The 22,593-nt window shown below is 60.5% G+C and carries 26 protein-coding genes and 1 other annotated feature; of the genes, 21 read left to right on the forward strand and 5 right to left on the reverse strand.

Features of this window, described 5'->3' with window-relative positions; genetic code table 11:
- Nucleotides 1-10: 10 nt before the first annotated feature.
- From ACMHYJ_RS11125 to ACMHYJ_RS11135, 3 genes are all read right to left on the reverse strand, one after another.
- On the reverse strand, nucleotides 11-316 hold the full coding sequence (locus ACMHYJ_RS11125) for an addiction module antidote protein (protein WP_414246246.1): 306 nt from the start codon (nucleotides 314-316) through the stop codon (nucleotides 11-13).
- A 5-nt stretch (nucleotides 317-321) separates the two neighbouring features.
- A complete protein-coding gene (locus ACMHYJ_RS11130) occupies nucleotides 322-618 on the reverse strand; it encodes a type II toxin-antitoxin system RelE/ParE family toxin (RefSeq protein WP_414246247.1) in 297 nt (98 codons plus the stop codon).
- Between the two features lie 538 nt (nucleotides 619-1,156).
- Complete coding sequence (locus ACMHYJ_RS11135) at nucleotides 1,157-2,623, reverse strand: ATP-binding protein (protein ID WP_414246248.1); 1,467 nt, start codon at nucleotides 2,621-2,623, stop codon at nucleotides 1,157-1,159.
- Between the two features lie 113 nt (nucleotides 2,624-2,736).
- Between ACMHYJ_RS11135 and ACMHYJ_RS11140 the strand changes: the two genes are divergently transcribed.
- The 21 genes from ACMHYJ_RS11140 (at nucleotide 2,737) to ACMHYJ_RS11240 (ending at nucleotide 19,793) form a co-directional block, all read left to right on the forward strand.
- Entirely contained in the window at nucleotides 2,737-3,030 is a 294-nt protein-coding gene (locus tag ACMHYJ_RS11140) for a plasmid mobilization protein (RefSeq protein ID WP_414246249.1), read from the forward strand.
- A gap of 57 nt (nucleotides 3,031-3,087) precedes the next feature.
- On the forward strand, nucleotides 3,088-3,771 hold the full coding sequence (locus ACMHYJ_RS11145; protein ID WP_414246250.1) for a TrbM/KikA/MpfK family conjugal transfer protein: 684 nt from the start codon (nucleotides 3,088-3,090) through the stop codon (nucleotides 3,769-3,771).
- Nucleotides 3,772-3,783: 12 nt separating this feature from the next.
- Nucleotides 3,784-4,419 (forward strand): transglycosylase SLT domain-containing protein, encoded by a 636-nt coding sequence (locus ACMHYJ_RS11150; RefSeq protein WP_414246251.1) that lies wholly within the window; start codon nucleotides 3,784-3,786, stop codon nucleotides 4,417-4,419.
- 102 nt (nucleotides 4,420-4,521) lie between these two features.
- Nucleotides 4,522-4,842, forward strand: a complete 321-nt coding sequence (locus ACMHYJ_RS11155; protein ID WP_414246252.1) for a TrbC/VirB2 family protein — start codon at nucleotides 4,522-4,524, stop codon at nucleotides 4,840-4,842.
- Nucleotides 4,843-4,845: 3 nt separating this feature from the next.
- Entirely contained in the window at nucleotides 4,846-5,247 is a 402-nt protein-coding gene (locus ACMHYJ_RS11160; protein WP_414246253.1) for a type IV secretion system protein VirB3, read from the forward strand.
- Complete coding sequence (locus ACMHYJ_RS11165) at nucleotides 5,244-7,673, forward strand: VirB4 family type IV secretion/conjugal transfer ATPase (protein ID WP_414246254.1); 2,430 nt, start codon at nucleotides 5,244-5,246, stop codon at nucleotides 7,671-7,673. Before ACMHYJ_RS11160 ends, ACMHYJ_RS11165 begins: the two co-directional genes overlap by 4 nt.
- 46 nt (nucleotides 7,674-7,719) lie before the next feature.
- Nucleotides 7,720-8,262, forward strand: a complete 543-nt coding sequence (locus ACMHYJ_RS11170) for a hypothetical protein (RefSeq protein WP_414246255.1) — start codon at nucleotides 7,720-7,722, stop codon at nucleotides 8,260-8,262.
- A gap of 190 nt (nucleotides 8,263-8,452) precedes the next feature.
- Nucleotides 8,453-8,839: a hypothetical protein gene (locus ACMHYJ_RS11175; protein WP_414246256.1), complete on the forward strand. Its 387-nt coding sequence runs from the start codon at nucleotides 8,453-8,455 to the stop codon at nucleotides 8,837-8,839.
- 80 nt (nucleotides 8,840-8,919) lie between these two features.
- On the forward strand, nucleotides 8,920-9,636 hold the full coding sequence (locus tag ACMHYJ_RS11180; protein WP_414246257.1) for a type IV secretion system protein: 717 nt from the start codon (nucleotides 8,920-8,922) through the stop codon (nucleotides 9,634-9,636).
- 9 nt (nucleotides 9,637-9,645) lie between these two features.
- Nucleotides 9,646-10,596 (forward strand): type IV secretion system protein, encoded by a 951-nt coding sequence (locus tag ACMHYJ_RS11185; protein WP_414246258.1) that lies wholly within the window; start codon nucleotides 9,646-9,648, stop codon nucleotides 10,594-10,596.
- 97 nt (nucleotides 10,597-10,693) lie between these two features.
- Nucleotides 10,694-10,843 carry a conjugal transfer protein gene (locus tag ACMHYJ_RS11190; protein WP_368648806.1) on the forward strand — a complete coding sequence of 50 codons (150 nt, stop codon included), beginning with the start codon at nucleotides 10,694-10,696 and terminating at the stop codon, nucleotides 10,841-10,843.
- Nucleotides 10,836-11,522 (forward strand): virB8 family protein, encoded by a 687-nt coding sequence (locus tag ACMHYJ_RS11195; RefSeq protein WP_414246259.1) that lies wholly within the window; start codon nucleotides 10,836-10,838, stop codon nucleotides 11,520-11,522. The genes ACMHYJ_RS11190 and ACMHYJ_RS11195 overlap by 8 nt, the downstream gene beginning before the upstream one ends.
- A gap of 28 nt (nucleotides 11,523-11,550) precedes the next feature.
- Nucleotides 11,551-12,387: a TrbG/VirB9 family P-type conjugative transfer protein gene (locus ACMHYJ_RS11200; protein WP_414246260.1), complete on the forward strand. Its 837-nt coding sequence runs from the start codon at nucleotides 11,551-11,553 to the stop codon at nucleotides 12,385-12,387.
- Nucleotides 12,384-13,511: a type IV secretion system protein VirB10 gene (gene virB10 / locus ACMHYJ_RS11205; RefSeq protein WP_414246261.1), complete on the forward strand. Its 1,128-nt coding sequence runs from the start codon at nucleotides 12,384-12,386 to the stop codon at nucleotides 13,509-13,511. The genes ACMHYJ_RS11200 and virB10 overlap by 4 nt, the downstream gene beginning before the upstream one ends.
- Nucleotides 13,483-14,538, forward strand: a complete 1,056-nt coding sequence (virB11, locus tag ACMHYJ_RS11210) for a P-type DNA transfer ATPase VirB11 (RefSeq protein ID WP_414246262.1) — start codon at nucleotides 13,483-13,485, stop codon at nucleotides 14,536-14,538. The genes virB10 and virB11 overlap by 29 nt, the downstream gene beginning before the upstream one ends.
- 120 nt (nucleotides 14,539-14,658) lie before the next feature.
- Nucleotides 14,659-15,576, forward strand: coding sequence for a TrfA (locus ACMHYJ_RS11215; protein ID WP_414246263.1), 918 nt, complete (start codon nucleotides 14,659-14,661; stop codon nucleotides 15,574-15,576).
- 484 nt (nucleotides 15,577-16,060) lie between these two features.
- Nucleotides 16,061-16,519, forward strand: coding sequence for a hypothetical protein (locus tag ACMHYJ_RS11220; protein WP_414246264.1), 459 nt, complete (start codon nucleotides 16,061-16,063; stop codon nucleotides 16,517-16,519).
- Nucleotides 16,520-16,537: 18 nt separating this feature from the next.
- The gene (locus ACMHYJ_RS11225) at nucleotides 16,538-17,023 is read left to right on the forward strand and encodes a hypothetical protein (protein WP_414246265.1); all 486 of its coding nucleotides are present in this window, start codon (nucleotides 16,538-16,540) and stop codon (nucleotides 17,021-17,023) included.
- Nucleotides 17,024-17,027: 4 nt separating this feature from the next.
- Nucleotides 17,028-17,735, forward strand: a complete 708-nt coding sequence (stbB, locus tag ACMHYJ_RS11230) for a StbB family protein (protein ID WP_298017113.1) — start codon at nucleotides 17,028-17,030, stop codon at nucleotides 17,733-17,735.
- A 5-nt stretch (nucleotides 17,736-17,740) separates the two neighbouring features.
- Nucleotides 17,741-18,181: a hypothetical protein gene (locus ACMHYJ_RS11235; protein ID WP_414246266.1), complete on the forward strand. Its 441-nt coding sequence runs from the start codon at nucleotides 17,741-17,743 to the stop codon at nucleotides 18,179-18,181.
- Between the two features lie 13 nt (nucleotides 18,182-18,194).
- A complete protein-coding gene (locus ACMHYJ_RS11240; RefSeq protein WP_414246267.1) occupies nucleotides 18,195-19,793 on the forward strand; it encodes a type IV secretion system DNA-binding domain-containing protein in 1,599 nt (532 codons plus the stop codon).
- A 63-nt stretch (nucleotides 19,794-19,856) separates the two neighbouring features.
- Here the strand turns inward: ACMHYJ_RS11240 and ACMHYJ_RS11245 are convergent, their stop codons facing one another.
- Nucleotides 19,857-20,711: a universal stress protein gene (locus tag ACMHYJ_RS11245; RefSeq protein WP_113933136.1), complete on the reverse strand. Its 855-nt coding sequence runs from the start codon at nucleotides 20,709-20,711 to the stop codon at nucleotides 19,857-19,859.
- Between the two features lie 10 nt (nucleotides 20,712-20,721).
- A complete protein-coding gene (locus ACMHYJ_RS11250) occupies nucleotides 20,722-22,206 on the reverse strand; it encodes a SulP family inorganic anion transporter (RefSeq protein WP_113933137.1) in 1,485 nt (494 codons plus the stop codon).
- 91 nt (nucleotides 22,207-22,297) lie between these two features.
- Nucleotides 22,298-22,351 (reverse strand) — a sequence feature (sul1 is cis-regulatory element that is thought to sense ions involved in sulfur or methionine metabolism; They are found in Alphaproteobacteria).
- Between the last annotated feature and the right edge of the window lie 242 nt (nucleotides 22,352-22,593).

The following is a 22,593-nucleotide window of genomic DNA, read 5'->3' on the forward strand; positions in this document are numbered from 1 at the left end:
TAGAGCAAGCCTATGGATGCACAGGCCGGGCGGTCAGTTGCACGCCCAACGCGGCGCACACACGGGCAATGGTATCGAAGCGCGGGTGCGAACCGGGGCGCAATGCTTTATAGAGCGCCTCGCGCGTCAGGCCGCTGGCCCGTGCGACCTCGGTCATGCCACGCGCACGAGCGATGACACCCAGGGCATGGGTAAGCTCGGCGGGATCGTTTTCTTCCAGAACGGCCGTCAGATAGTTGGCAATGTCTTCATCCGTCTTGAGGACTTCGGCCATGCCGAACTCAGGCAGCTCGGAAATCTTAGTGGTCTTGGTCATGTGCGTTAATCCTGCAGCGACTTCGCTAGTGCAACGGCCTGCTTGATGTCGGCTTGCTGTGTGGACTGGCCGCCACCACCCAGCATGACAATCAGCACGTCACCCCGTTGGACGTAATACATCCGCCAACCCGGGCCAAAGTGTTCACGCATTTCGCTGACGCCCTCGCCTACCGGCCCCACATCGCCCAGGTTGCCGCGCTGTGCTTTGTCCAAGCGCTTTGCCAAGCGGATGCGAGCCATGCCGTCCTTCAGGCCGCCAATCCAGTGCAGGAACTCGGGCGTTTGCTTGATTGTGAACATGGAATTAATGTAATCATTTGTTCACACTGCGTCAACCTTGAATCGCATCCAAGACAAAGTCCGTTGTCATGATAAGCCGGGCGCACATCCTCAAGCGCTATTGCCCCACTCTCAGGCCACGCGAACCGCTCCAATCTGGAACGCATCTGCTTGCGGTAACCCTCAGACTTACTGATACGAACAACCGAAAGAAAAACCCGCAAACCTATGTGGAATGCGGGTTTCGTGTACTACCTGATACGACGGTAGACAGACTTACATATTGTCGATCAAAACCTCTAATTTGATTTAATCCATAGAAAAATCATCGACTTATGGATATTTACTTAACATCATGGCCCCAATCATGGCCCCAAACTGCCCCATGCCGACCTGATGTCAGGTCACACCGCATCACAGGGAAGATAGACACGTGGATCAAAAGGTCATCAAAAAAGTCAGGAACAGCAAGTCATTGATTTATTAGGGCTTTCAATTTACTGGCGTGCCAGAAACCGCAAAAACAGCGATCCGATCAAAACGCCATCAAAAAATGTAACTAGGCCCAGAACGGAACGTATCCCGATCTTGGACGCTCAGGGTCCGCTGGGCGGATCAGGCCACTATTTAGCGTCTGCTTGATCACCCCCGATGCCTGAGCAGCATTCTGTGTCTCGATGCCTAAACGCTCACGCAGCGTTGTATTTGTCATCCGCTGGCCGCTCACCCACTTTAGCGCAGCATGCTGATAGCAAGCCCGGATTCGCTCTTCGAGCGTCATGTCAGCGAAGCGCCTGGGTGCATATAACACGACACGCACGGCATCCCCTTCCACCCTGAAATCAGGTGGAGGCAACTGGTGCAACTCCACGGCGGCAAGCACCTTGTCTATCCCGGTTCCCTGTTCTTCGCAAAGACGCATCCTTCGCATCAGCGCCGCAAGACCCTCGTTCCGTGACCGTGGAGGCGCATCCAGGAACCTGTCTGGCTGAACGAGCGGCTGCCCTGGGTTGGTGACTTCCATACGATCACTGAACAACTCAATCAGGGGGCCTGCGCCAGTGATCGTCATATCTTGGTGGATCAGTGCATTGGCGATCAGCTCGCGCAGAGCAATCGCAGGATACAAAGGCCTTTCCTCACGAAAGACCTTGCCGATATGCTCATTACGCGGCAACAGGCCATTGATGAAGTCTATAAGCCCTTCAAACCCACACGCATATCCTTTCTGCTCATCCCGACGATGCGTGACGGTACATGCCCGATTGATGCCACCATACGCAACGAAACGGACACCCTTTCTGGCAATCGAAGGGGAGCAATTCTCAAGCCGCTTTGCAAAAAGCACTGCGCCAAGATTGGTGAGGCTCCATCGACCTCCGGCATCGGCCTTGATCAGACGCTCAGACTCCAGTCTGGAAAGAATTGCACTACGGCTCTCAGGAAGCGGCTGCCCCATAAACTCAAAGTAGCTGTCGTAATCCAGGCGAGCCAGGATATCTTCATCGGTCATAAACCGATCCGCAATGCCGCTCTCCCAAACATAGGGCTGCAATTTCCCCCAAAGGGATCGGAGCCGGTCAGGATGGTCGGACAACCGAGGCGTCGCGCTGCCTATGCGGATATACGCCGTCCGCTCAAACTCGACAGGGCTGGTAACGGCAGCCGGAATCTCCAAAAGGACTAGGTGTACGCCCCTATATTCGATTGGTTGGAACGAAATGGCAACATCCGGCTGAAGCCGCTGGGACAACCAGAGCTCCAACGGCTGATTCTGCTGCTTTTCGCGTGACGGCTGAAAGGTGGTGCCCACAGCTTCATGATCATCATCACGCAGTCCCCAAACAACATAGCCAAAATGCTGACCCGCAAGCCTTGCTGCATTGGAGATAGCAGAAATCAATTTTCCTATCAGGACCGCGTCATAGTTGTTGTGCTTGAACTCAACCCACTCTGATTCAGCAGGAAGCTTGCGAAGATCGTCAACGAGCGCAACCATGCGCGGGTCTGAAGGGGTCATGTTCATGGCTAGGACGGCGACAAAGATGGCCTGATGATACCGCAGAGGCTCGTCCCCTTCTTCCCAATGCCGAAGGCCAAACACACAGATCAACGTTGAAATCACTCGTAGGAAAACCCATGACTGAACCCCTCTCCGAGGTCATCCGCATCCGGGTGACCCCATCTCATGCTGCGCGGCTGGGCGAAGCCGCAGCCCTATCCGGCCTGTCCCTGTCGAACTACATCCGCCGCCGCCTGGCTGCTGACGATACGCTACAGGAAGAACTGACGCTGCTACGCCAGATAGTGGCCGAACTGGGCCAGCTCCGCGATACCCGCACCGCTGCGGTTGAAACCGCCCATCTGGTGCGGGCCATGGCCAAGCCCGAACACATCGCCCTGGCCCAACAGACGCTGCTGCAACGCCGCTAACCCCTCCCCGGCCACTCTTCGGCCACCTGCTGTCCCCTCTCCCCAGGAAATCTCCCCATGCACACCCTTCCCGCCTTGCGGGCCGGGGCGCTGGCGCTTGCCTGCGTCCTGGCTCCCTTTGCCCATGCCTCCGGCACCGCCGATGCTGACCTGTTGACCGGCATCCCGCGCCTAGCCTGCGAAGCCACGCTCTGCCTGTCGTCCAGCCTGCGCCCAGGCGAATGCAACCCATCGCTGGATCACTATTTCGGCATCCTCAAATACAACCGTCATGGCCTGGATTGGGATGCGACGGTCGCCGCCCGCCGCGCCTTCCTGGCGCAGTGCCCTGCGGCCACGGAACCCGGCATGGCCGACCGGGTGGACGCCATTTCACACGGCGCAGGCAAGTGTGATGCCGACTATCTGAATCGCAACTACGCGGACACCGCCTACAAATGGCGACTGCGCGGCTACCGATACGACGCATCCACCGGCAACCGGGAACCCATCTACGAAGTCCAACCGCTGCCCACCGTGACGCTGACGCAGTTGCCCGCCTGGTGCGTGGCCTACAACGATCACGCCTGGACTTACGAACTGTCCATCCGCTATGTCGGTCGCCCGACCATGGGCGGGCGCTGGGTCAAGGCCGTGGACTATGACGCGGCCCAGGCCAAATGGGACGCGGATCACAACGGCCAATGGGCCGCAGGCTGGAATTTTTCATTGTCCGACCCCAGGCACCGGGCCGGTTTCTAAAGGGGCCGCGCCATGCTTCCTGCCCTGGCCTCCCTCGCCCTTGCCTGCGCACCGCACATCCACCCGGTCACGCTGGACGCACTGATTCGCCACGAGTCGGGCGCACGGCAATACGCCATTGGGGTGAACAACAAGCGCCAGGCATCCATCCAGCAACCCAGCACACTGGAAGAAGCCCAGCGCACCGCCCAGGACCTGATTGCCCAGGGTGTGGATTTCGATGCAGGCCTGGGCCAGATCAACGTGCGCAACTGGCACTGGCTGGGCCTGGACAGCACAACGGTTTTCGATCCCTGCAAGAATCTGACCGCTGCCCAGACCGTGCTATCCACCTGCTACGCCAGGGCGCTGCGCCATCATCGCCACCCGCAACAAGCCTTGCGGGCGGCACTGTCTTGCTACAACACCGGCAACCTCACGCGGGGCTTTGCCAATGGCTATGTGGGCAAGGTACTGGCCCAGGCAGGCATCGTGGTCCCGGCCCTCAAGCCAGACCCCGACGATGCGGCATCCGCTGAAGACGCGCCACCCGCCACGGCGGACAGCCCGGATACAGCACCAGCCCAGACACCCACCCAGCCACCCGGCACCCCGGACGGTTTTACGGCGCATCCCATCGCCGATGGCTTTCAGCCACCGGCCCACTGATCCCTCCACAGCACCGCATCCAGCGCGGCCCGCTGACTTTCTCTTTCTTTTCCCACCCCACACCCCAACACGCCTGCCGGCGTCTGGGGCAGGAGTCATGCCATGCAGAAATTGCCACACCTCACACTCCAGACAACCCCGCGACATTTCATGGACAGGCTGGTGACACTCTGGACACTGGCGATGGTCAGTCACGCGACACGGGCGCAGTCTCTGGGCGGCCTGTCGCGCGCCCGGACCACGCTGCAAACCCTCAAAGACAATCTGGACATCATTCTGCCGATTGCCGCCGTCATCATCGGCGTCATCATCTTCGTGCTGTACTCGGCCGAAGTGATGAGGAAGGATGACGCCATCCGCTGGGGCATTGGCGTGCTGTTGGCCGGGTCCGCAGCCGAACTCGTTGTGCTGCTCTGGAAGTAAGCCATGGCGACCCGCACCAGCAGCACACGCGCCGCCCGCACCGGCCACACAGACCAGTCTCCCGACCATCAGCCCCCGAACACCTATCCCGTGTTCAAGGGCCTGGGCCGCAAGGCGACCTTCATGGGCATCCCCACCACCCTGATGCTCGGCGCGTTCGCATGCGTGGCCATCATTGCCATGACAGCCGGGCTGGCCTGGTGGGGACTACTGCTGGTCGTGATGCCCACGCTGGCCATGCTCACCCGCGATGACGACAAAGCCATCGACATCCTCTGGCTGGAACTCAAGACCCGTCGCACGAATCGCCAGCAGCAATTCTGGCGCGGTTCCAGCTATGCCCCGCAGGGCTACCACCGCAACCGGCCCTGGCGCCGTTTGCTTTCCCGAAGGACTCTGCCATGACCGCAGCCACCGCACTGGCCGTTGATGAACGGCTGGTTTCCCGCTATCTGCCCTATTCCCACCATGTCACCGACCGCATCATTGCCTGCGACAACCACGAATACCTGGCGGTCATCAAGGTCGCTGGTCGGGCACCGGACGCCTACGGCCAGGCTGAACTGAAAGACTGGATCGAGGCCCTGCACAATGTGCTGCGCGGCCTGCCCATGGGCTCGCTCGGCCTGTATTCGCACATCATCCGCAGGCGTGTGACGGAATACCCCGACAGCACGTTTGCACAACCTTTCGCCACCCGTTTTGATGCGGCCTACCGGGCGACGTTCGACACCGCGGGGCTGATGGTCAATGACCTGTACCTGAGTGTGCTGATTCATCCCGTCGCAGACCCCGTGCTGGGCACCTTCGCCAGCCTGGAAAAGGCGGATGCAAAACGCCTGGCTCACTGGCAAGACGAATCCATCGAACGCCTGGACAGCGCCGTGCGGGCACTGACCGCAGGACTGTACCGCTACGATCCGCAGATCCTCGGCATCGTGGATCGCCGGGGGCTGGCGTTCAGCGAAACGGCTGAATTTCTGGGGTTCCTGCTGTCGGGCACTCATCGGCCCGTGCCGATCAGCCGGGAACGGCTGCGCGAAACCCTGCCGCAGGCCCGTCCCATCTTTGGCCGCCACGGCGAGTTGGGCGAACTGCGCACCGTCGCCGGGTCACGCCTCTTTGGCATGATGGAATTGCGCGACTACCCGGAAGCTACCAAACCAGGCCACCTGGACCGACTGCTGGGCCTGCCCCACGAGTTTGTGCTGACGCAATCCTGGGGCAGTCACACAGGAGCCGCCGCCAAAAAACTTGTCAAGAAACACCACAAGCTGCTTTTGGACTCGGGTGACGATTCGGTCAGTCAGGTCACGCAACTGGCCGATGTGATGGACGATCTGACCTCGGCCCGCCTGGGCCTGGGGGATCATCATGCCACTCTCCTGGTGTATGGCACCTCGGCAGACAGCGTGCGTCAGGCGCTGGCGCAGACGGCCACCGCCCTGGCCGAAGACGCCGTAGGCTTTCGGCCCCTGGACCGGGCCTTGGAAGCCGGGTTCTGGGCGCAACTGCCGGGCAACTGGCATTGGCGGCCCCGGCCCGTGCCGGTGACCTCCCTGAATTTCCTGTGCTTTTCCAGCCTGCACAACCAGCTGACGGGCAAGCCTGCCGGAAACCCCTGGGGGCCAGCCGTCACCATGCTGAAAACGCAGACGGGATCGCCCTTTTTCTTCAACTTCCATGCCTCCACGGAAGACCTGGACGAAACCGGCAAACGCCGCCCAGGCAACACCCTGATCATCGGCATGACGGGCACCGGCAAAACCGTGCTGCAAGGCATGTTGGTCACCCAGGCGCAGAAATTCGGGGCTGCCTGCGTGGTCTGGGACAAAGACCAGGGCATGCAGGTACTCATCATGGCCCTGGGCGGGCGGTACTTCAATATCCGCCTGGGGGAGCCGACCGGCTGGAATCCCTTTCAGATGGAACCCACCAAGGGCAATGTGGCCTTCATGGTGCGCCTGGTCATCTACTTGGCCGAACGCCAGGGCGAAGCCGTCACCACCCGGCAACGGGCGGACATCACCCAGGCGGTTCAGCAGCTGACCACGCTGATTGACCGACCGGCCAGAACGCTGTCCACCCTGAACACCTTGCTGCCCAACCCCTACAGTGAGGATGACACCCGCAGCACCATCCACGCCCGCCTGGCCCCCTGGTGCCAGGGGGGTGAATACGGCTGGGTATTCGACAACCCCACGGACGATCTGAACCTGCAAACCGGCAGTGCCCGGCCAGCCCTCTTTGGCTTTGATCTGACGGAATTGCTGGACGATGACGAAGTGCGCGGCGCAGCCACCCTGTACCTGAAACACCGCATCGATGCGCTGCACGATGGGCGGCGCATCATCAATCTGTACGACGAGTGCCAGCACCCGTTGAAAGACGCGCATTTTCAGGAGTCCATGCAGGACGCGGCCCGCACCATCCGCAAGAAAAACGGGGTGCTGGCGCTGGCGACCCAGGAACCGGGGGCCATCCTCGACAACCCTGTCGGCGCATCCCTGGTGCAGCAAACGGCCACCCTGATTCTCTTGCCCAACCCCAAGGCCCGCGCCCGCGACTACATCGAGGGCTTTGGCCTGACGGTCGCGGAATTTGAACTGCTCCAAAGCCTGGGCGAAGCCAGCCGCAAGTTTCTGGTCAAGCAAGGGGCCGGCGTCACCGTCGCCCAACTGGATTTATCGGGCTGCGACGACGAACTGCTGGTGTTCTCCGGCAGCCCGGACATGGCAGACATCGCAGAACAGGCCGTCGCCCAGGCCGGGACCGACCCCGCCGCCTGGTTGCCGGTCTACCTGGCCGCCGTCAAGCAAGCCCGCCAGTAACCACGCCGGTCACGCATGACCGGCCATCTCCACAGGACACCCCCTCATGAAGCATGACGCAGATCGGCGCCGGACTGAGCACGTCCGTAGCCTGGAACAGCAACAGATCCAGCAGATTCAGGAAGCCCTCAAGGATCACGCCTTTTACAACCGCCTGGGCCTGGAAATGCCGGAATCGACGGCCGCAGCAGACACCTTCCTGATCTCGATCTACAGCGAACGCTGGACCCAGGATGATCTGGATCGAGGGCAATTCAGCCAAGGCGAAGCCGTCATCGAGCGCGAAGCCGTCGATGCGAATGAATTGCAGCGTATCGCTCAGGACCACGGCATGGATTCGCCCTCCGCCTCGGACCCACGGCATACGCCGTACCTCTGGTTCTCGTCCTCGACCCCGCGTGAAGATCGCGAATATTTCGAGCAAGGTGTGCATAAGTATTACAGCCTGCACATCCATGAGGCCGATGGCCACCGCCCGCAACCCGCCGACTGGCAGCGCATCGCTGACCTGATCGGCGTGCGCTTCGATCACCCCCTGCAACCCCAGGGGCCGGCACATGAAACGGAGGGGCCAGAGCTATGTCCGTAAATTCTTCAGACCTGAACCGACCGCCCACGGCGGACGAAGCCAGCGGCATGGCCTGGTGGAACATCCTGAAACCATCCGAGCGGGCGTACTGGCTTACAAAAGCTGGACCCGCCAGCAGCGTGGCCGACGCCTGGGCAATCTTCAAGCGGCACCAGGTACACCCCATCAACCTTTCACCATAGGACACCTCATGAACCGACGATATTTCATTGCTGCCTCTGGCGCTTCCTTGCTGACTATCCTGGCCGGATGCAAGACGGAGCCTGACGGGGAGAAGTTCGTGGGGTATTGGCTGACCGACCTTGGCCGCTATCCGCCAACGCTCATTCATATCAAACGCAATGGCGACAGTCTGCTGTTTACGGTGAATGGCTGGAACAATCTCGGCAAAGTGGGCTATCAAGCGCATACGTCCCCCGCCGTCCCGGGCGACGCAGACAACATCCTCATCGTGGCAGGCACCAAGCATGTGGCCTACGACGAAGCTACCGACCAAATCACCTCCGACAACACAACGGCCAAACGCATCACCCAGGCTGAATACGAGGCCGCGCTGGTCAAGAAACCCAGCCGTTAACTGCCCGCACGACTGGCCTGCCTGAAGCGCAGGCCTCTTCCCGGCAGCACCACCCGCTGCCAATTCCATCGGAGTCTCCCATGACACGCTGCAAGCTGATTGCGGCGGGCATTGCCCTGTCCGCTTCATCCCTCTCTCCCGTCCACGCCAGCGGCATCCCCACCGTGGACGCCGCCACCATTGCCCAACTACAGGAACAGCTACTGACCGCCAAAGATCAGTTGCAAAACCTGACCGACCAGTTGGCCACCGCCAAAAGCCAGCTGGCGGCCTTCACACAGTCCAGCGGTTACGGCAACGTGGTCGGCAACCCCGATATCCGAAATCAGCTACGCGCCGCCCTGCCTGCCAATGCGCAGGACCTGCTGAACCGCTCCGGCAGTTCAAATTTGGATGGCGATGTGGGCCGCATCACAGACGAGGTGATGACCCCTGTAAATTTCCAGGAGGATCGTCGAACGCTCTCTGAACGGGCGCTAAATATTGAAGCCACATCCAAGGCCATGAGCCAGCGCGCCTACGACGCCATGACCCGACGCCTGGCGAACGTGGATGCTTTGCAGGACAAGATCAATCAGACGACCAATCCGAAGGAAATTGCCGAGCTACAGGCCCGCATCCAGATTGAGCAAGCCAACATCCAGGCGGAACAAGCCAGGATTCAACTTGCTTCGCAGCAACTCGATGCCGAGCGCAACCTGCTGCAAGCCCGCGCAGAACGAGTCTATGGCGGCTGGTTTGGCAACCAGCCAGGATCATCCAGCCATGCGACTGCTGCCGAACCTTCACGACCATAAGGCAGCATCATGACTAAATTTGATGCCTCGGTAGCCCCGCCGACTGGCCCCAATGAAATTGCCCAATGGGTCATGGGCCAAACTGAGCATGTTCTGAGCAACGCAATCAACGGCCCCATACAGGCCTTGTTCGAAGCCCTGGCTCCCATCGTCGTCGTGGGCTTGACCTTGCAATTTGTCGTCTATGCCTTTGCGCTTATGCACGGTCAAGCCGGCATGACCGTGACCGAATTCTTCAAGAAAGCCATCATGGTCGTCATCATCTCCCTGTTCTTTGGTGCGGGAGGCCTGTACCAGAACGACATCGCCAAGGCCATGGTCGCCTTGCCTGACGACGTGACAACGCTGGCTCTGGGAACAGGTGATGTTGCCGCAGAAGTGGACAAACTGCAGCAGGAAACCAGCGAAGCAGCCAATGCCATGCTGGGAGCCAGCAAACAGCCCTGGTACAACTTCATGCCGTCCACGCGAGAAGTTCTGGTCAGCATCCTGGCCACCCTCATCAGCTTTTCCTCGGCCGTTGTGGGCAGCATCATCATGGTGGTCATCGTCGTGTGCAAAGTGGGCATGGCGCTGGTGGTGGCGGTCGGCCCCCTATTCATCGCAGCAACGCTGTTCGAGCCCACCAAGCAGTTGTTCAACAGTTGGGTGTCACAAGCTCTGAATTTCGTATTTCTGGCCCTGTTGGCCGGACTCGTCTTCGGGCTGCTGCTTCAAATGAACATCCAACTGCTGCGCATGATTGCCGTCGAGACAGAAAGCGGCATCACGGATGTGCTGTCTTTATTCGGTGCGCAGATATTGGTCGGCATCGCCAGCCTTGTCATCATGATCATGCTCCCCGGCCTGGCTGCAGGCCTGTCCAATGGCTTCGGTGCCCGCCTGGGGATTGGTTCTGCCGCCCATGGCGCCTTTTCGATTCTGCGCTTGCGCAGCATGCTGCGGCCCCGCGCCAAGTAATCCAGCCGCTGCCCCTGCTGTCTCCACAGTCTAGATTCGGTGTCTTTCTCATCCCATCATGGCCCGCCGCGCCCGGCAGGCTAGGAGTCCTTTACCCATGAAATCCCTCATCGCCACGCTGACCCTGGCTGGGCTGCTGGCTGGCTGCGCCTTTCATGCGCCCCAGCCGCCGCAGCCGCCTGATTCGCCCCGCATTCCGGTCAATGCCACGCCCCCCACCTTCCAGGGAGACATGAACCATGGCTGACACGCTCAAATCCGAAGACATCGCCGCCTACCTGGAGCAATCCAGAGGCCTGGAACGTGACCACCTGGGCGAACTGATCAACAGTCGTAAACGCGCCTGGCAAGTGGCCTGCGGTGCGGGCATCCTGGCGCTGGCTGCGGTCGGGGCCGTCATCGGCCTGACGCCCTTAAAGCAGCCGCCTGAAATGTATGTGGTGCGGGTCAATGATGCCACCGGCACCATCGAGCATGTCAGCCGCCTGGGCCAGCCCCTGGAGGACTACGGTGAACGCATCGCCAAGTATTTCCTCAACAGCTACGTCCTGAACTGCGAAAGCTATAGCTGGCAGACCATCCAGGAGCAATTCGACACCTGCGCCCTACTCTCGTCGCCGCCCATCCAGACGGCCTACGGCAAACGCTTTGAAGGGCCGCAGGCTGTCACCACACGCCTGGGCACCCAGGGCACAGTGGACGTACAGGTTCATTCGATCACGCTGGGGGCCAACCAGGCAGCCATCGTCCGTTTCACCAAAACCGAACGCGATGTGAACACGGGCGATGTCACGCAAGTCAGCCACCTGATTGCCACCATGGCCTATGAGTACGCCAAGGTGCCGTTGACCGAAGCCGTTGCGCGGCGCAATCCCCTGGGCTTTCAGGTCACGCGCTATGACCTGGCCGCCGACCTGTCGCGCTAAACGCCCGGCGCATCCGAAGGAATCCCCCATGAACACACCCCTGCTCAGGCGGCATGCCCTGGCATGCGCCCTGGGCCTGGCACTCAATCTGACCCTGAGCGCCAGCGCCCTGGCCCTGGAATACCCCCGATCCGCACAGCGGGACCACCGTGTGCGCTATGTGAACTACAACGCTGCCGATGTCATCCAGCTCGATGCCGTGATCGGTGTGGCCACCCATATCGTGCTGGCCCCTGATGAACGCTACGTCTATCACGTTTTCGGCGACAGCAAGGCCTATGCCTTTACCTACAAGGACAACCACCTGTTCTTCAAACCCACGGCCCAGGATGCGAACACCAATCTCATCGTGGTGACCAATCGGCATGATTACAGCTTTCGGCTGTCCTACAGCGATCAGCGCAACGCCCCGGCCCTCTACAAGCTGGTCATCCGATACCCCGAAACCGCAGCCAAACTGCGGGATCAGGCCGCCCGGCAAGCGGCCATCGAGCGATCTCTGCAAGCCACCGGCATGCCGGTGAACTGGCAAGCCTATACACGCAGCGGCGACACCAGCATTGCGCCCGTTCACGCATGGGACGATGGCCGTCAGACCTGGCTGCAATTTGCGCCAGGGGCAGACATCCCGGCGGTCTATCGCGTCACCCCAGACGGTCAGGAAGTGCTGACCAACTACCACATGGCCGATGACCGCACGATGGTGCTGCATCGCACCTCGGCGCTGTGGCACCTGCGCCTGGGTGAATTGGTGCTGGCCATCCATAACGAAACCTACAGCGCCACGACAGTGCCGCCCGATACCGGGACCACGTCACCGGCAGTGCGACGCCGGGTGAAGGGCATCTCAAGGAATACACCATGACCACTGATCCGAACATCCCCCCCTCGGGCGATGGCACGACGGCACCCCACGAACAAAACCAGCTCCCCTTGAACCTGGATCGGGAACCTGCGGATCTGGAAACGGCGGGCCACAGCGCCCCACGCGGTGCTCGCGCCTTTCTCTGGCTCATCATCCTGATTGCGCTGGCCATTGCAGCGGGAACCCTGTTCAAGGTCTGGCACCGCGAATCCGCTCCGCAGACTGACCCCGGCCCGGACGGGGAACGCAGCGGTATTGCCAACCGCCTCAAAGCCCCCAAGGTCGAACGGCCTGCGCCGCCGCCCAAGCGTGAGGCCCCGCCACCGCCTGCCGTACAGGCGCGTACCTACTACGTCCCGCCACCCGCACCGACCCCACCGCCTGCGGTCGATGAAGTGGCGCAGCGCAGGCTGGACAGCCCGCTGACGGAATCCTCGGCGGACAGCGGCACGACTCAAAACGCCAGCGGCCCGCTGGCCGATGCAGGGCCACTGGCCGACAAGCTGCGGCCCCTGGAACTGGCCCCCTCGGTCGCCGGGCAGTTGGGCAATCGAAACTTCCTGCTCACCCAAGGCACGATGATCGATTGCACCTTGCAGACGAAACTGGTCAGCACCCAGGCGGGCTTGCTGACCTGCCTGGCCACCCACGATGTCATGAGCACCAACGGCAAGGTCAAGCTGATCGACGCAGGCACCAAATTCACCGGCTACCAGTCGGGAGGCATCGACCAAGGACAAGGCCGGGCCTTTATCACCTGGAACCGGCTGGAAACGCCCACCGGCGTCATCGTCAACCTGGGTTCCCCTGGCACCGGCCCGCTGGGCGAAGCGGGAGTCGATGGGCATACCGACAACCACTTCTGGGATCGCTTCGGCAACGCCATCCTGTTGTCCCTGGTCGGTGACTTTGGCGCCTGGGCAGCCAATCAGGGTCAGTCCGGCAGCAACAACATCCGTTTCGACAACACACGCGAAGGCAGTCAGGAAGTCATCGCCAAAATTCTGGAAAAGTCGCTCGACATCCCCCCAACCCTTTACAAAAACCAAGGTACGCGCATCGGCATCATGGTGGCCCGCGACCTGGATTTCAGCCATGTCTATGACCTCGAACCCATCCACTGAGCCGCGCCCCTTTGATCGGGCGATTGCCGTCAACACGTTTTTGCGGCCACTGGCCGCACACCTGGACGATGCAGCCGTCACGGAAATCGCCATTGTGCGGCCCGGTGAGTGCTACAGCCGTGTGCGGGGCGCCTGGATGCTGCACGAATGCCCCGCGCTGACCTACCCGCATCTGGAGGCCCTGGCGACTGCCCTGGCGGCCTACAACCACATGGCGAAATCACCCATCCTGTCGGTCGTGCTGCCCGGCGGTGAACGCGGCCAGATTGTGCAGCCTCCGGCCTGCATTGACGGCACCCTGGCCGTCAACATTCGCAAGCATGCCCAGGCAGCGTTCACCCTGGAGACGCTGCAAGCCCAGGGCGCTTTTGATGCCGTCGATGATGCAGCGGCCCGGGCTGCTGCGGGCGGCATGTCGCCCATTGACCAGAACCTGCTGAAACTCAAGGCCAGCAGCAACATCCCGGCCTTCCTGCATGCAGCCATTCTGGCTCGTAAAAACATTGTGGTCGCGGGTGCAACCGGCTCGGGCAAAACCACCTTCGCCCGATCACTCATTGACCGGGTGCCGGTCGATGAACGGCTCATCACCATCGAGGACACGCATGAATTGATGCTGCCCCGGCACCGCAACCGTATTCACCTGATGTATGGCGGCGTCCGGGGCCGGGTATCGGCCACCGATGCACTGGCGGCCTGCATGCGCTTGTCACCAGACCGGATCTTTCTGGCAGAACTGCGCGGCCCTGAAACCTGGGACTACCTGGCCGCGCTGAACACCGGCCACCCTGGATCAGTGACCACCACGCATGCCAATAGTGCCGCCGATACCTTTGACCGCCTGGCGGTGCTGATCAAACAGTCGCCCACGGGCGGCAATCTGGACTTGGCAACCATCCAGGCGTTTCTGCGCCATACCGTGGACATCGTGCTGTATTTCGAGCGTTTCCGGTTGAAGGAACTCTGGTTTACGCCACACACGGCACTGCTGGACACGCCAGCACCCGCCGCGCTGCAAACCTGCTGATCCCCCTGGGTGCCGGGCACTGCCGGCACCCGTTCTGTCACCTTCTTTCCCCCTGACCCCGCGTGAGGCCTTGCTCACGAATCCGGCAGGCCTTGGGCGGGCCTGTCTGGAGCATTTCCCATGACCGCACCCACCCGCCTGCCCTTCCAGCAGGCCAGCACCCTGCTGCGCCTGTCTGCCGCCATGCAACGCGCCCAGCAAAAGGCCCAGCAAGCGATTGCCGCCGCCGCTGGAAAGGAGGCTACCACTCCGGCCCCCTTCATCGTGCCCGGCATCAACGAAACAGCCCGCGCCATTCCCAACTACATCGCCCGCAGTTCCATCTTTGCCCCGGTGCGGCGCGGCTGGCGTCCCCTGCACGATGACACGGTGTTTTTGGAAGGCAGCAACATTCTGCTCAAAGGCTCGGGCAAGCAACTGAGCGAAGACCACGCCGACATCTGGATGCACGCCATGTACCTGCAAACCACGGCGCTGCTGGGCGAAGCCCCCTCCATCAACCGTGCAGATTTCCTGCGTGGCATGGGCAGGCCCACCGGGGGCAGTCAATACGAATGGCTGCACGAAGGCATGAAAGACCTGGCCCGTTTTACCCTGTGCATCGAAGCCAGGCGCAAAGACGGCTCGGTGAAATATAGCTACGGCAATCACCCATCAGCCCGCGTGCTGGCCATGATCGGCGGGTTCGATTACGACGAGCGCAACGGCAGCTATACGATCTATGCCGACCCGCGCTGGGCGCAAATCTTCGGCAATCGGGAATACGCGTTGCTGGACTGGAGCAAACGCCTGCAAATGCGCTATGACTTGTCCAAAAGTCTGCAACGGCTGATCGGCACCTCCGCCGACATGCAGCAGAAATACAGCTTGGACATCTTGAAGGATCGCGCCCAATACACCGGACGGATGCGCGACTTCAGGGTCAGCCTGGAACGCAGCCTGGCTGAATTGGAAGCCCTGGAAGTCATCGTGGCCCCCCGTATCGAGGCGGCAAGCCGGGGCCACGAACAGGCAGTCTGGACCCGCCTGGACCGTTGAGCAACCATCGTCATTACATCGCGCCCTGATCTGCCAACTGTCGAAAACACGGGGAAACCCAAACCGGAAATCGGCCTGAAATTGGTCAATCATTGATCAATTTCAGCTTGTGGATAAGTCATTCCAGCTATCGGCATAGCATCGCGCCTGCATCGGCATAGCATCGCGGGTTATCGGCATAGCATCGCGCTTTGTCGGCATAGCATCGCGCCCCTGATGGCTGAAAGCCTTTATTCATGCGGTTTTCCAGGCATCAAAAAGCCTTCTACCTTATTTCTACCTTTCTTCTACCAGAAGCGACCTGTGGATAAGTCTTTCGCCTACCCACACTGATCGCAGCACACCCCGTCCGTCTCCATCCGCCACACCGGGCCGCCACCCGATGGCGGCTGGGATTCGGCAACAGAGCGACATCTGCCCATCCGGGCAACCCCTTCTCAATCCTCACGACCGCCCTTCCAACCGACAGGGCAAAGGAGTTCTCATGCATTCGAATCTCGACACGCGACTGCTGGCCATCGCCCAACGTGCCGCCCGCGAAGGCATCGGCGCACTGAGCCTGGGCGAAGCCCTGACCGCCGCCCTGGTGCTGGATCGCAATGACTGGCTGCATGAACGCGGCTACAGCATCGCCGATGCCCTGGATCGAATCGGCACCGAATGGGCCGCCCGCGTCCCGGCTGTCGCCCGGCAGTTTCAGACCGATCTGGCCCAGGCCCAACTGCGTTTCTCCTTTGAAATCGTGCCGCGCAGCGGCGACGGCGAAGGCTACTTGCTGCGGCTGCTGGACCAGGGCGAAGAAGTCGGCTGCGGCCACTTCCCGGCACGCGGCAAGTCCGTGCGCTTTGCCGATAACCAATGCGCCTATGACGAGGCTCACGCGGCGGGCCTGGCGTGGTTGGACGGCAAACAGGCCCAGGCGCTGCCTGCGCTGCAACACTGATCCGCAAGGCAAGCCCCGATGACCGAACACTTCACCAAACCCGATCCCGTGGTCCGTTACCGGGCCGTGCTGGACAGCCTGGACCCGCGCTTGCGCATCGCAGCCAAGCTACGGGCCTTGTTCCCGATGATTGAAACGCAGTTGGCCGCAGGCGTCCCCCATGCCGCCATCATGGAGGACTTGGCCCAGGCCGGACTGGCCGTGCGGTCCAGCACCTACATCACGACACTGCGCCGCTGGCGCAAGGCCAACCGTCCGCAAGCGGCCCCAGCCGTCCCTGTGACACCCCCCACACCCACGGCGCACCGCACCGCGCCCGAAACACCCCGTACCACACCCTCTCCGCCGCCCGTGGATGCCATCCAAGGGCGGCCCCACGGCATTGAAACGCCCAGCGACCTTCGGCAAATCCGCAACATGCGGGTAGACCTGGAGGCCCTGCGGCGCGAAGGCCTGGAACAACGCCAGAAAGCCACCAACCCCACTCCCCAAGACAAGGAATGAACCCATGAAAGTCGCAGTCCTCAACTACACCGGCTCGGTCGGCAAAACCGTCGTTGCCTCTCACCTGCTGGCCCCGCGCATGAACGGCGCACAGATTTTTGCCGTCGAGTCCACCAACGAAACCGGCGCGGATCTGGGCCTGTCGGTCGATCAGTTGCGCGGTGAACACTTCGGACGACTGTTCCGCGAACTGCTCACCCGTGACGATGCCATCGTGGATGTTGGGGCCAGCAACATCGAGGATTTTCTGGCGCACATGATGCGCTACGAGGGTGCCCACGAAGAAATCAGCTACTTCGTTCTGCCGGTCATCAACACCGGCAAGGCCCAACGTGAAACCATCAAGACGGTGGCCGCGCTGGCAGGGCTGGGGGTCGCCCCGGACCGGGTGCGGCTGCTGTTCAATCGCGTAGAAACCAGCGTCGAGGAAGAATTCCCGTCGCTGCTGGCCTATGCCGCCAAAACCGGCGAAGCCCAGGCCAACCCCAAAGCGGCCATTTTCGAGAACGAAGTGTTTGAACTGCTGGCCGATCTGCGCACGACCATTGCCGATGTGCTGGCCGACCAGACCGACTACCGGGCACTGTTGCAGCAAACGGATCGCAGTGACCATGACCGTATCTCGCACCTGAGCAACATGCATGCCTTGCGGGCCTTGGCCCGGCCCGTGGATCGGCAGATGCATGCGGCCTTTGCCGCCCTCTTTGCGTGAACGCCATGGACACATCCCCCAACCCGGCTGGGGGCCAGGCCCGCACCAAGCTGGATTTGCTGTACCGCGAGGTGCTGGGCGAGGTCGCCAGCCTGGTGGACCGGCTGGAGGCCATCGGCCAACGCCAGGACCAGGCCCTACCGCACATCCAGGCGCTGACCGAAGCCCTGCAACTGCTCCCCCGGCAACTGGACCGCCATCTGGCGGCCACCTTGCGCGAAGTCACCACGCCCATCCATGAACAATCACAACACGCCATGCAGGCCATGCTGGACGCCACAGGCGTTCGGCTGACGCACCTGGCCGAAGAATCCGCGCAATGCGCCCAGATCGCCCGGCAGTCAGCACGGCGCATGACGGTCATCGCCATGGTCATCGGCGGCGCATCCGGCATCCTGGGCGGGATGCTGGCTGGGCTGGCTTTGGGCCAATGGCTCGTTTCTTGAAGGCACAACCCCCATGTCTACCCTGCTCTCTCCCATCACGCGGCGGCGCATTGCCGCCTTTTCCCTGGGCCTCTTTCCGGTCGGTGCCTGGATGACCGCCGCCACCTACGGCAGCGGCATGGCCTGGCAGGACTGGAATAGCCGCACAGCCTGGTATTTCGTGAAACTGACGCCAGGCTATCCGCTGCTCTACGGGGCGCTGGGCATCGGCCTGCTCACCGCCCTGGCACTGATCCTGTTCGTGGGCCGCACCGCAAAAACCCAAGGGTTTGAAGGCGCGGCCTACAAACGCTTCGTCCGGGGCACCCGCATGACCACGACCAAACACCTGTCCAAGCTCTGCACCGAACCCGGTCATCAACAGATCGACGTGGCGGGCATCCCGCTGCCGACCGCCAATGAAAACCTGCATCTGCTGGTCAGCGGGGCCACGGGGTCGGGCAAATCCGTGCTGCTGCGCAATATGGCGGCCTCCGTGCAAGCCAGATCAAAAAACAGTCAACCCGGCTCCTTGTCAGTCCGCAAACCGCTGCGCAATGACCGCATGATCGTCATTGATCCGAACGGCGACATGCTGAGCAAGTTCTGGCAACCAGGCGATGTGATCCTGAATCCGTATGACGCCCGCAGCGAAGGCTGGTCGCTGTTCAACGAAGTGCGGGCCGACTATGACTGGAAGCACCTGGCGCGTTCCCTGGTCCCCATGAGCCAGGACAAAAATGCAGAGGAATGGAACGATTTTGGCCGTCTGCTGCTGCGCGAAACGGCCAAAAAACTCTATCAGCTACAGGGAAAAAAAGCCCAGATCATGGATCTGTTTCGCCTCTGCACCATCGAAGATCCCAAGACGCTCAAACAATTCCTGGAAGGCACTCTGGCAGAGTCCCTGTTTGTCGGTTCCAGTGAGGCCAGCAAGGCGCTGTCCTCAGCCCGATTTGTGCTGTCCAACAAACTGTCGGAACACACCAGTATGAAGCCCGGCCCGTTCTCCATCCGCGGCTGGCTGGATGACCCGCAGGCGGGCAATCTGTATATCAACTGGCGCGAAGACATGATGCATGCCATGAAGCCGCTGGTGTCGGCCTGGGTCGATGTGTTCATCACATCCATTCTGTCCATGCCCGAGCACACCGGCAGGCGCTGGTGGCTGTTCATTGACGAACTGGCCAGCCTCGAAGGGTTGCCATCGCTGGAGGCCGGGCTGACCAAAGGCCGCAAGAATGGGCTGCGCATCGTCGCCGGATTGCAGAGCACATCCCAACTGGAACACATCTACGGGCGCACCATGGCCACCACCCTGCGGGCCAGCTTCCGCAACCTGGCGGTTCTGGGCGGATCGCGCACCGATCCCCAGACGGCCCGCGACATGAGCGAAAGCCTGGGCAAGCATGAAGTCGAGCGCCCGAAATTCAGTGTTAGCCGCAGTGTCGATCACCGCAACACTTCAGATAATATGGACCGGACGACTGAGGATGTGGTGACGGCGGCGCAGATTCAGGCGCTGCCGGTGCTGAAGGGGTATGTGGCGATGGCGGGAGATTTGCCTGTGGCCAGGGTGAAAATGCCGTATCGGCGGTTTATGGAGAAAGTCACATCATTTTCAGAAGCTTGATGACTACTTTCGGCCAAAAGCAGACGACTGAAATGCACGGCGGTCATCACCAAAGATTCTTGGCTAGCGAATAAGCAGTATGGGCGCATGGATTGCTCGAATTACTGCCGTCGTAGTGCTCCCCACGATCAGAGTCCGAAGGGGCGAATGGCCGTGAGCGCCCATAATGAGCATTGAACTGGGTCGATCCGCCATGTAGTCCGCGATGACTTTATCCGGCGCACCGGGAAGAAGTGACCAGTCTGCGTTGCCTCCATTTGCGCTTATGGTCAACACAACACGTTCCAAATCGCCGCGACGACTCTCAGACTCCTCGCCAGCCATTATTAGGTGAACGGGCATTCCGTTGAGAATGGGTGAACTAGCCACATACTCCAACGCACGCAATATCGATTTGCCGCCGTCATAGGCGATCACGACCTCTTCTGGTTGTAAAAATTGCTGCGGGGCGACAACGAGAGGCTTTTTACTGGCTCTCAGAACGCGTTCAATTTTTGACCCGATATGGGCGGTCGCGAACTCACTGGATGCACCGCGTTTGCCCATGACGACGAGTTCAGCTTCGGCTTCGCGCTCGAGTATCGTCTCGATGATGCCGCCATGCAAATGAACTTGTTCGATCTTCCCGCCGGTATTCAGCTCGATTCTAGTTTGGGCAGCATTCAGCAGCGCACGACCACTTTGGACGGCAAGTTTTCCCTGGGCCTCTTCGATGCGGGTCAACTCTTCCAGAAGCTCACTTTTTACACCCAGGCCAATCGCCCCGCTGTAGTCATGGCGGGTGGCAACGGCGCTTTTGCGTTGCACGACATGTAGTAGTTCTATATCGGACTTAGACCGCGACGCCAACCAAGCCGTGAGGTCACACACGGACATTGCATACGGGGACGCATCAACACATGCGAGGATCTTTGACATATTTCTTCTCCTAATGGCCGACAGACTGAGCGTCTGCACCGGGTTTGTCATGCGTGGCATATCGTCCGATAATGGTTGCGCTGGCTTCATTTAAACCGGCGACCTCCACTGAAGTGCCTTCCCGCCTAAGCTTAATTACCACCTTATCCAAGGCGCCCACAGCGGAAATATCCCAGAAATGTGCGGCTGAAACGTCGAGCAAAACCTTGTCCACCACCTCCTTGAAGTCGATGGCTTCAGAAAAGCGCTCGGTAGAAGCAAAAAACACTTGGCCCGAGTAAGCATACGTGCGCGTGCTCCCATCTTGGGATAGTGCCGATTTGACTGTGAGTAGTCGCTTTACTTTTCCTGCGAAGAACAACCCGCTAAGGATTACACCGGCCAACACCCCTTGTGCCAAATCGTGCGTCCAGACCACAACGACAACGGTGGCAATCATCACCACGGATGATTGCCAAGGATGTGAACGTAAGTTTCGGATCGAGCTCCAGCTGAAAGTGCCGATCGACACCATAATCATGACGGCGACCAGCGCAGGCATCGGAATCTGTGCGACGAGCGGACCAAGCACCACAATCAAGAAGAGGAGAAAAGCGCCCGCCACGAGAGTCGAAAGGCGTGTGGATCCTCCTGACTTCACGTTGATCACGGATTGGCCAATCATGGCGCAGCCGCCCATTCCGCCAAAGAATCCCGTCACAAAGTTGGCGATCCCCTGGCCTTTGCATTCCCGGCGCTTATCGCTTGGCGTGTCGGTCAGGTCATCAACGATTTGCGCTGTCATCATCGACTCAAGCAATCCCACGGCGGCCATGGTCAGGGAATAGGGAAAGATGATGCGTAGCGTTTCCAGGCTGAAAGGCACGTTGGGAATCAGGAATTCCGGTAACGACGAGGGTAGCTTTCCCATGTCGCCAACGGTGTTGACGGGCAATTCGCCATAGATCGAGATGATGGTCAGTACCACGATCGCAACCAGGGGCGACGGCACAGCCTTCGTCAGGCGGGGAAAGAGATAGATGATTGCCAAGCCGGCGCCAACCATGACGTACGTCATCCAGGTGACGTTAGTGAGCTGGGGCAACTGCGCAAGGAAGATCAGAATCGCCAGCGCATTCACAAAGCCCGTAACCACCGACCGCGAGACATACTGCATCAGTAAATCGAGCCGGAGAAAGCCTGCCAATACTTGGAAAACACCCATAAGAATCGTAGCAGCGAAGAGGTACTCCACCCCATGCTCCTTGACCAGGGGTACGACCAATACTGCTATAGCAGCGGTTGCTGCTGAAATCATCCCCGGCCGACCGCCGACGAAAGCGATGATTACCGCAATGGAAAAAGAGGCATAAAGGCCTACGCGAGGGTCAATACCTGCAATGATGGAAAAGCCAATAGCTTCTGGGATAAGAGCAAGGGCGACGACGATGCCCGCGAGAATATCGGCGCGGGGATTGGACATCCATTCGCGGCGAAACGTGGAAAGAAAAGACATGAATTTTGACTAACCTGAAGTTAGCAAGCGTGGCGAACGTGCCGAGGGATGTGGCTAAGAGTTGGTCTCGGAGCGAGCCATTATTCGCTTGGAGTTTCCGAGGGATAGGCGCCCGGCCGAGCCACCCGGCGCTGCCGAGTCCACTTAAGTCTCTGTCGTAGCGACGCAGCATCCATTGCAGGTGCTGTAACGCGAAATTATACATGACTGTGAAGTTCAGAAAGCGAGGTGGCCGACGTCCTGGCTAAATCTAGGGACCGCGCACTACACAGGTTCAAACCCTGAAAGTCGAACTTCTGCTTTGGGTCGGAAGCAGTCATTTATAGAGGGCTGATTTCGACCCGAAGCGGACGTTGGCGGACCTGTGTGGTGCCGAGCGCTCTCGCA

Source organism: Castellaniella hirudinis (assembly GCF_047468865.1).
GTDB lineage: Bacteria > Pseudomonadota > Gammaproteobacteria > Burkholderiales > Burkholderiaceae_B > Castellaniella > Castellaniella hirudinis_A.

Coding starts and splice junctions, on each gene's coding strand:
- ACMHYJ_RS11125 (WP_414246246.1), bottom strand. CDS start 316: ATGACCAAGACCACTAAGATTTCCGAGCTGCCTGAGTTCGGCATGGCC.
- ACMHYJ_RS11130 (WP_414246247.1), bottom strand. CDS start 618: ATGTTCACAATCAAGCAAACGCCCGAGTTCCTGCACTGGATTGGCGGC.
- ACMHYJ_RS11135 (WP_414246248.1), bottom strand. CDS start 2,623: ATGAACATGACCCCTTCAGACCCGCGCATGGTTGCGCTCGTTGACGAT.
- ACMHYJ_RS11140 (WP_414246249.1), top strand. CDS start 2,737: ATGACTGAACCCCTCTCCGAGGTCATCCGCATCCGGGTGACCCCATCT.
- ACMHYJ_RS11145 (WP_414246250.1), top strand. CDS start 3,088: ATGCACACCCTTCCCGCCTTGCGGGCCGGGGCGCTGGCGCTTGCCTGC.
- ACMHYJ_RS11150 (WP_414246251.1), top strand. CDS start 3,784: ATGCTTCCTGCCCTGGCCTCCCTCGCCCTTGCCTGCGCACCGCACATC.
- ACMHYJ_RS11155 (WP_414246252.1), top strand. CDS start 4,522: ATGCAGAAATTGCCACACCTCACACTCCAGACAACCCCGCGACATTTC.
- ACMHYJ_RS11160 (WP_414246253.1), top strand. CDS start 4,846: ATGGCGACCCGCACCAGCAGCACACGCGCCGCCCGCACCGGCCACACA.
- ACMHYJ_RS11165 (WP_414246254.1), top strand. CDS start 5,244: ATGACCGCAGCCACCGCACTGGCCGTTGATGAACGGCTGGTTTCCCGC.
- ACMHYJ_RS11170 (WP_414246255.1), top strand. CDS start 7,720: ATGAAGCATGACGCAGATCGGCGCCGGACTGAGCACGTCCGTAGCCTG.
- ACMHYJ_RS11175 (WP_414246256.1), top strand. CDS start 8,453: ATGAACCGACGATATTTCATTGCTGCCTCTGGCGCTTCCTTGCTGACT.
- ACMHYJ_RS11180 (WP_414246257.1), top strand. CDS start 8,920: ATGACACGCTGCAAGCTGATTGCGGCGGGCATTGCCCTGTCCGCTTCA.
- ACMHYJ_RS11185 (WP_414246258.1), top strand. CDS start 9,646: ATGACTAAATTTGATGCCTCGGTAGCCCCGCCGACTGGCCCCAATGAA.
- ACMHYJ_RS11190 (WP_368648806.1), top strand. CDS start 10,694: ATGAAATCCCTCATCGCCACGCTGACCCTGGCTGGGCTGCTGGCTGGC.
- ACMHYJ_RS11195 (WP_414246259.1), top strand. CDS start 10,836: ATGGCTGACACGCTCAAATCCGAAGACATCGCCGCCTACCTGGAGCAA.
- ACMHYJ_RS11200 (WP_414246260.1), top strand. CDS start 11,551: ATGAACACACCCCTGCTCAGGCGGCATGCCCTGGCATGCGCCCTGGGC.
- virB10 (WP_414246261.1), top strand. CDS start 12,384: ATGACCACTGATCCGAACATCCCCCCCTCGGGCGATGGCACGACGGCA.
- virB11 (WP_414246262.1), top strand. CDS start 13,483: ATGTCTATGACCTCGAACCCATCCACTGAGCCGCGCCCCTTTGATCGG.
- ACMHYJ_RS11215 (WP_414246263.1), top strand. CDS start 14,659: ATGACCGCACCCACCCGCCTGCCCTTCCAGCAGGCCAGCACCCTGCTG.
- ACMHYJ_RS11220 (WP_414246264.1), top strand. CDS start 16,061: ATGCATTCGAATCTCGACACGCGACTGCTGGCCATCGCCCAACGTGCC.
- ACMHYJ_RS11225 (WP_414246265.1), top strand. CDS start 16,538: ATGACCGAACACTTCACCAAACCCGATCCCGTGGTCCGTTACCGGGCC.
- stbB (WP_298017113.1), top strand. CDS start 17,028: ATGAAAGTCGCAGTCCTCAACTACACCGGCTCGGTCGGCAAAACCGTC.
- ACMHYJ_RS11235 (WP_414246266.1), top strand. CDS start 17,741: ATGGACACATCCCCCAACCCGGCTGGGGGCCAGGCCCGCACCAAGCTG.
- ACMHYJ_RS11240 (WP_414246267.1), top strand. CDS start 18,195: ATGTCTACCCTGCTCTCTCCCATCACGCGGCGGCGCATTGCCGCCTTT.
- ACMHYJ_RS11245 (WP_113933136.1), bottom strand. CDS start 20,711: ATGTCAAAGATCCTCGCATGTGTTGATGCGTCCCCGTATGCAATGTCC.
- ACMHYJ_RS11250 (WP_113933137.1), bottom strand. CDS start 22,206: ATGTCTTTTCTTTCCACGTTTCGCCGCGAATGGATGTCCAATCCCCGC.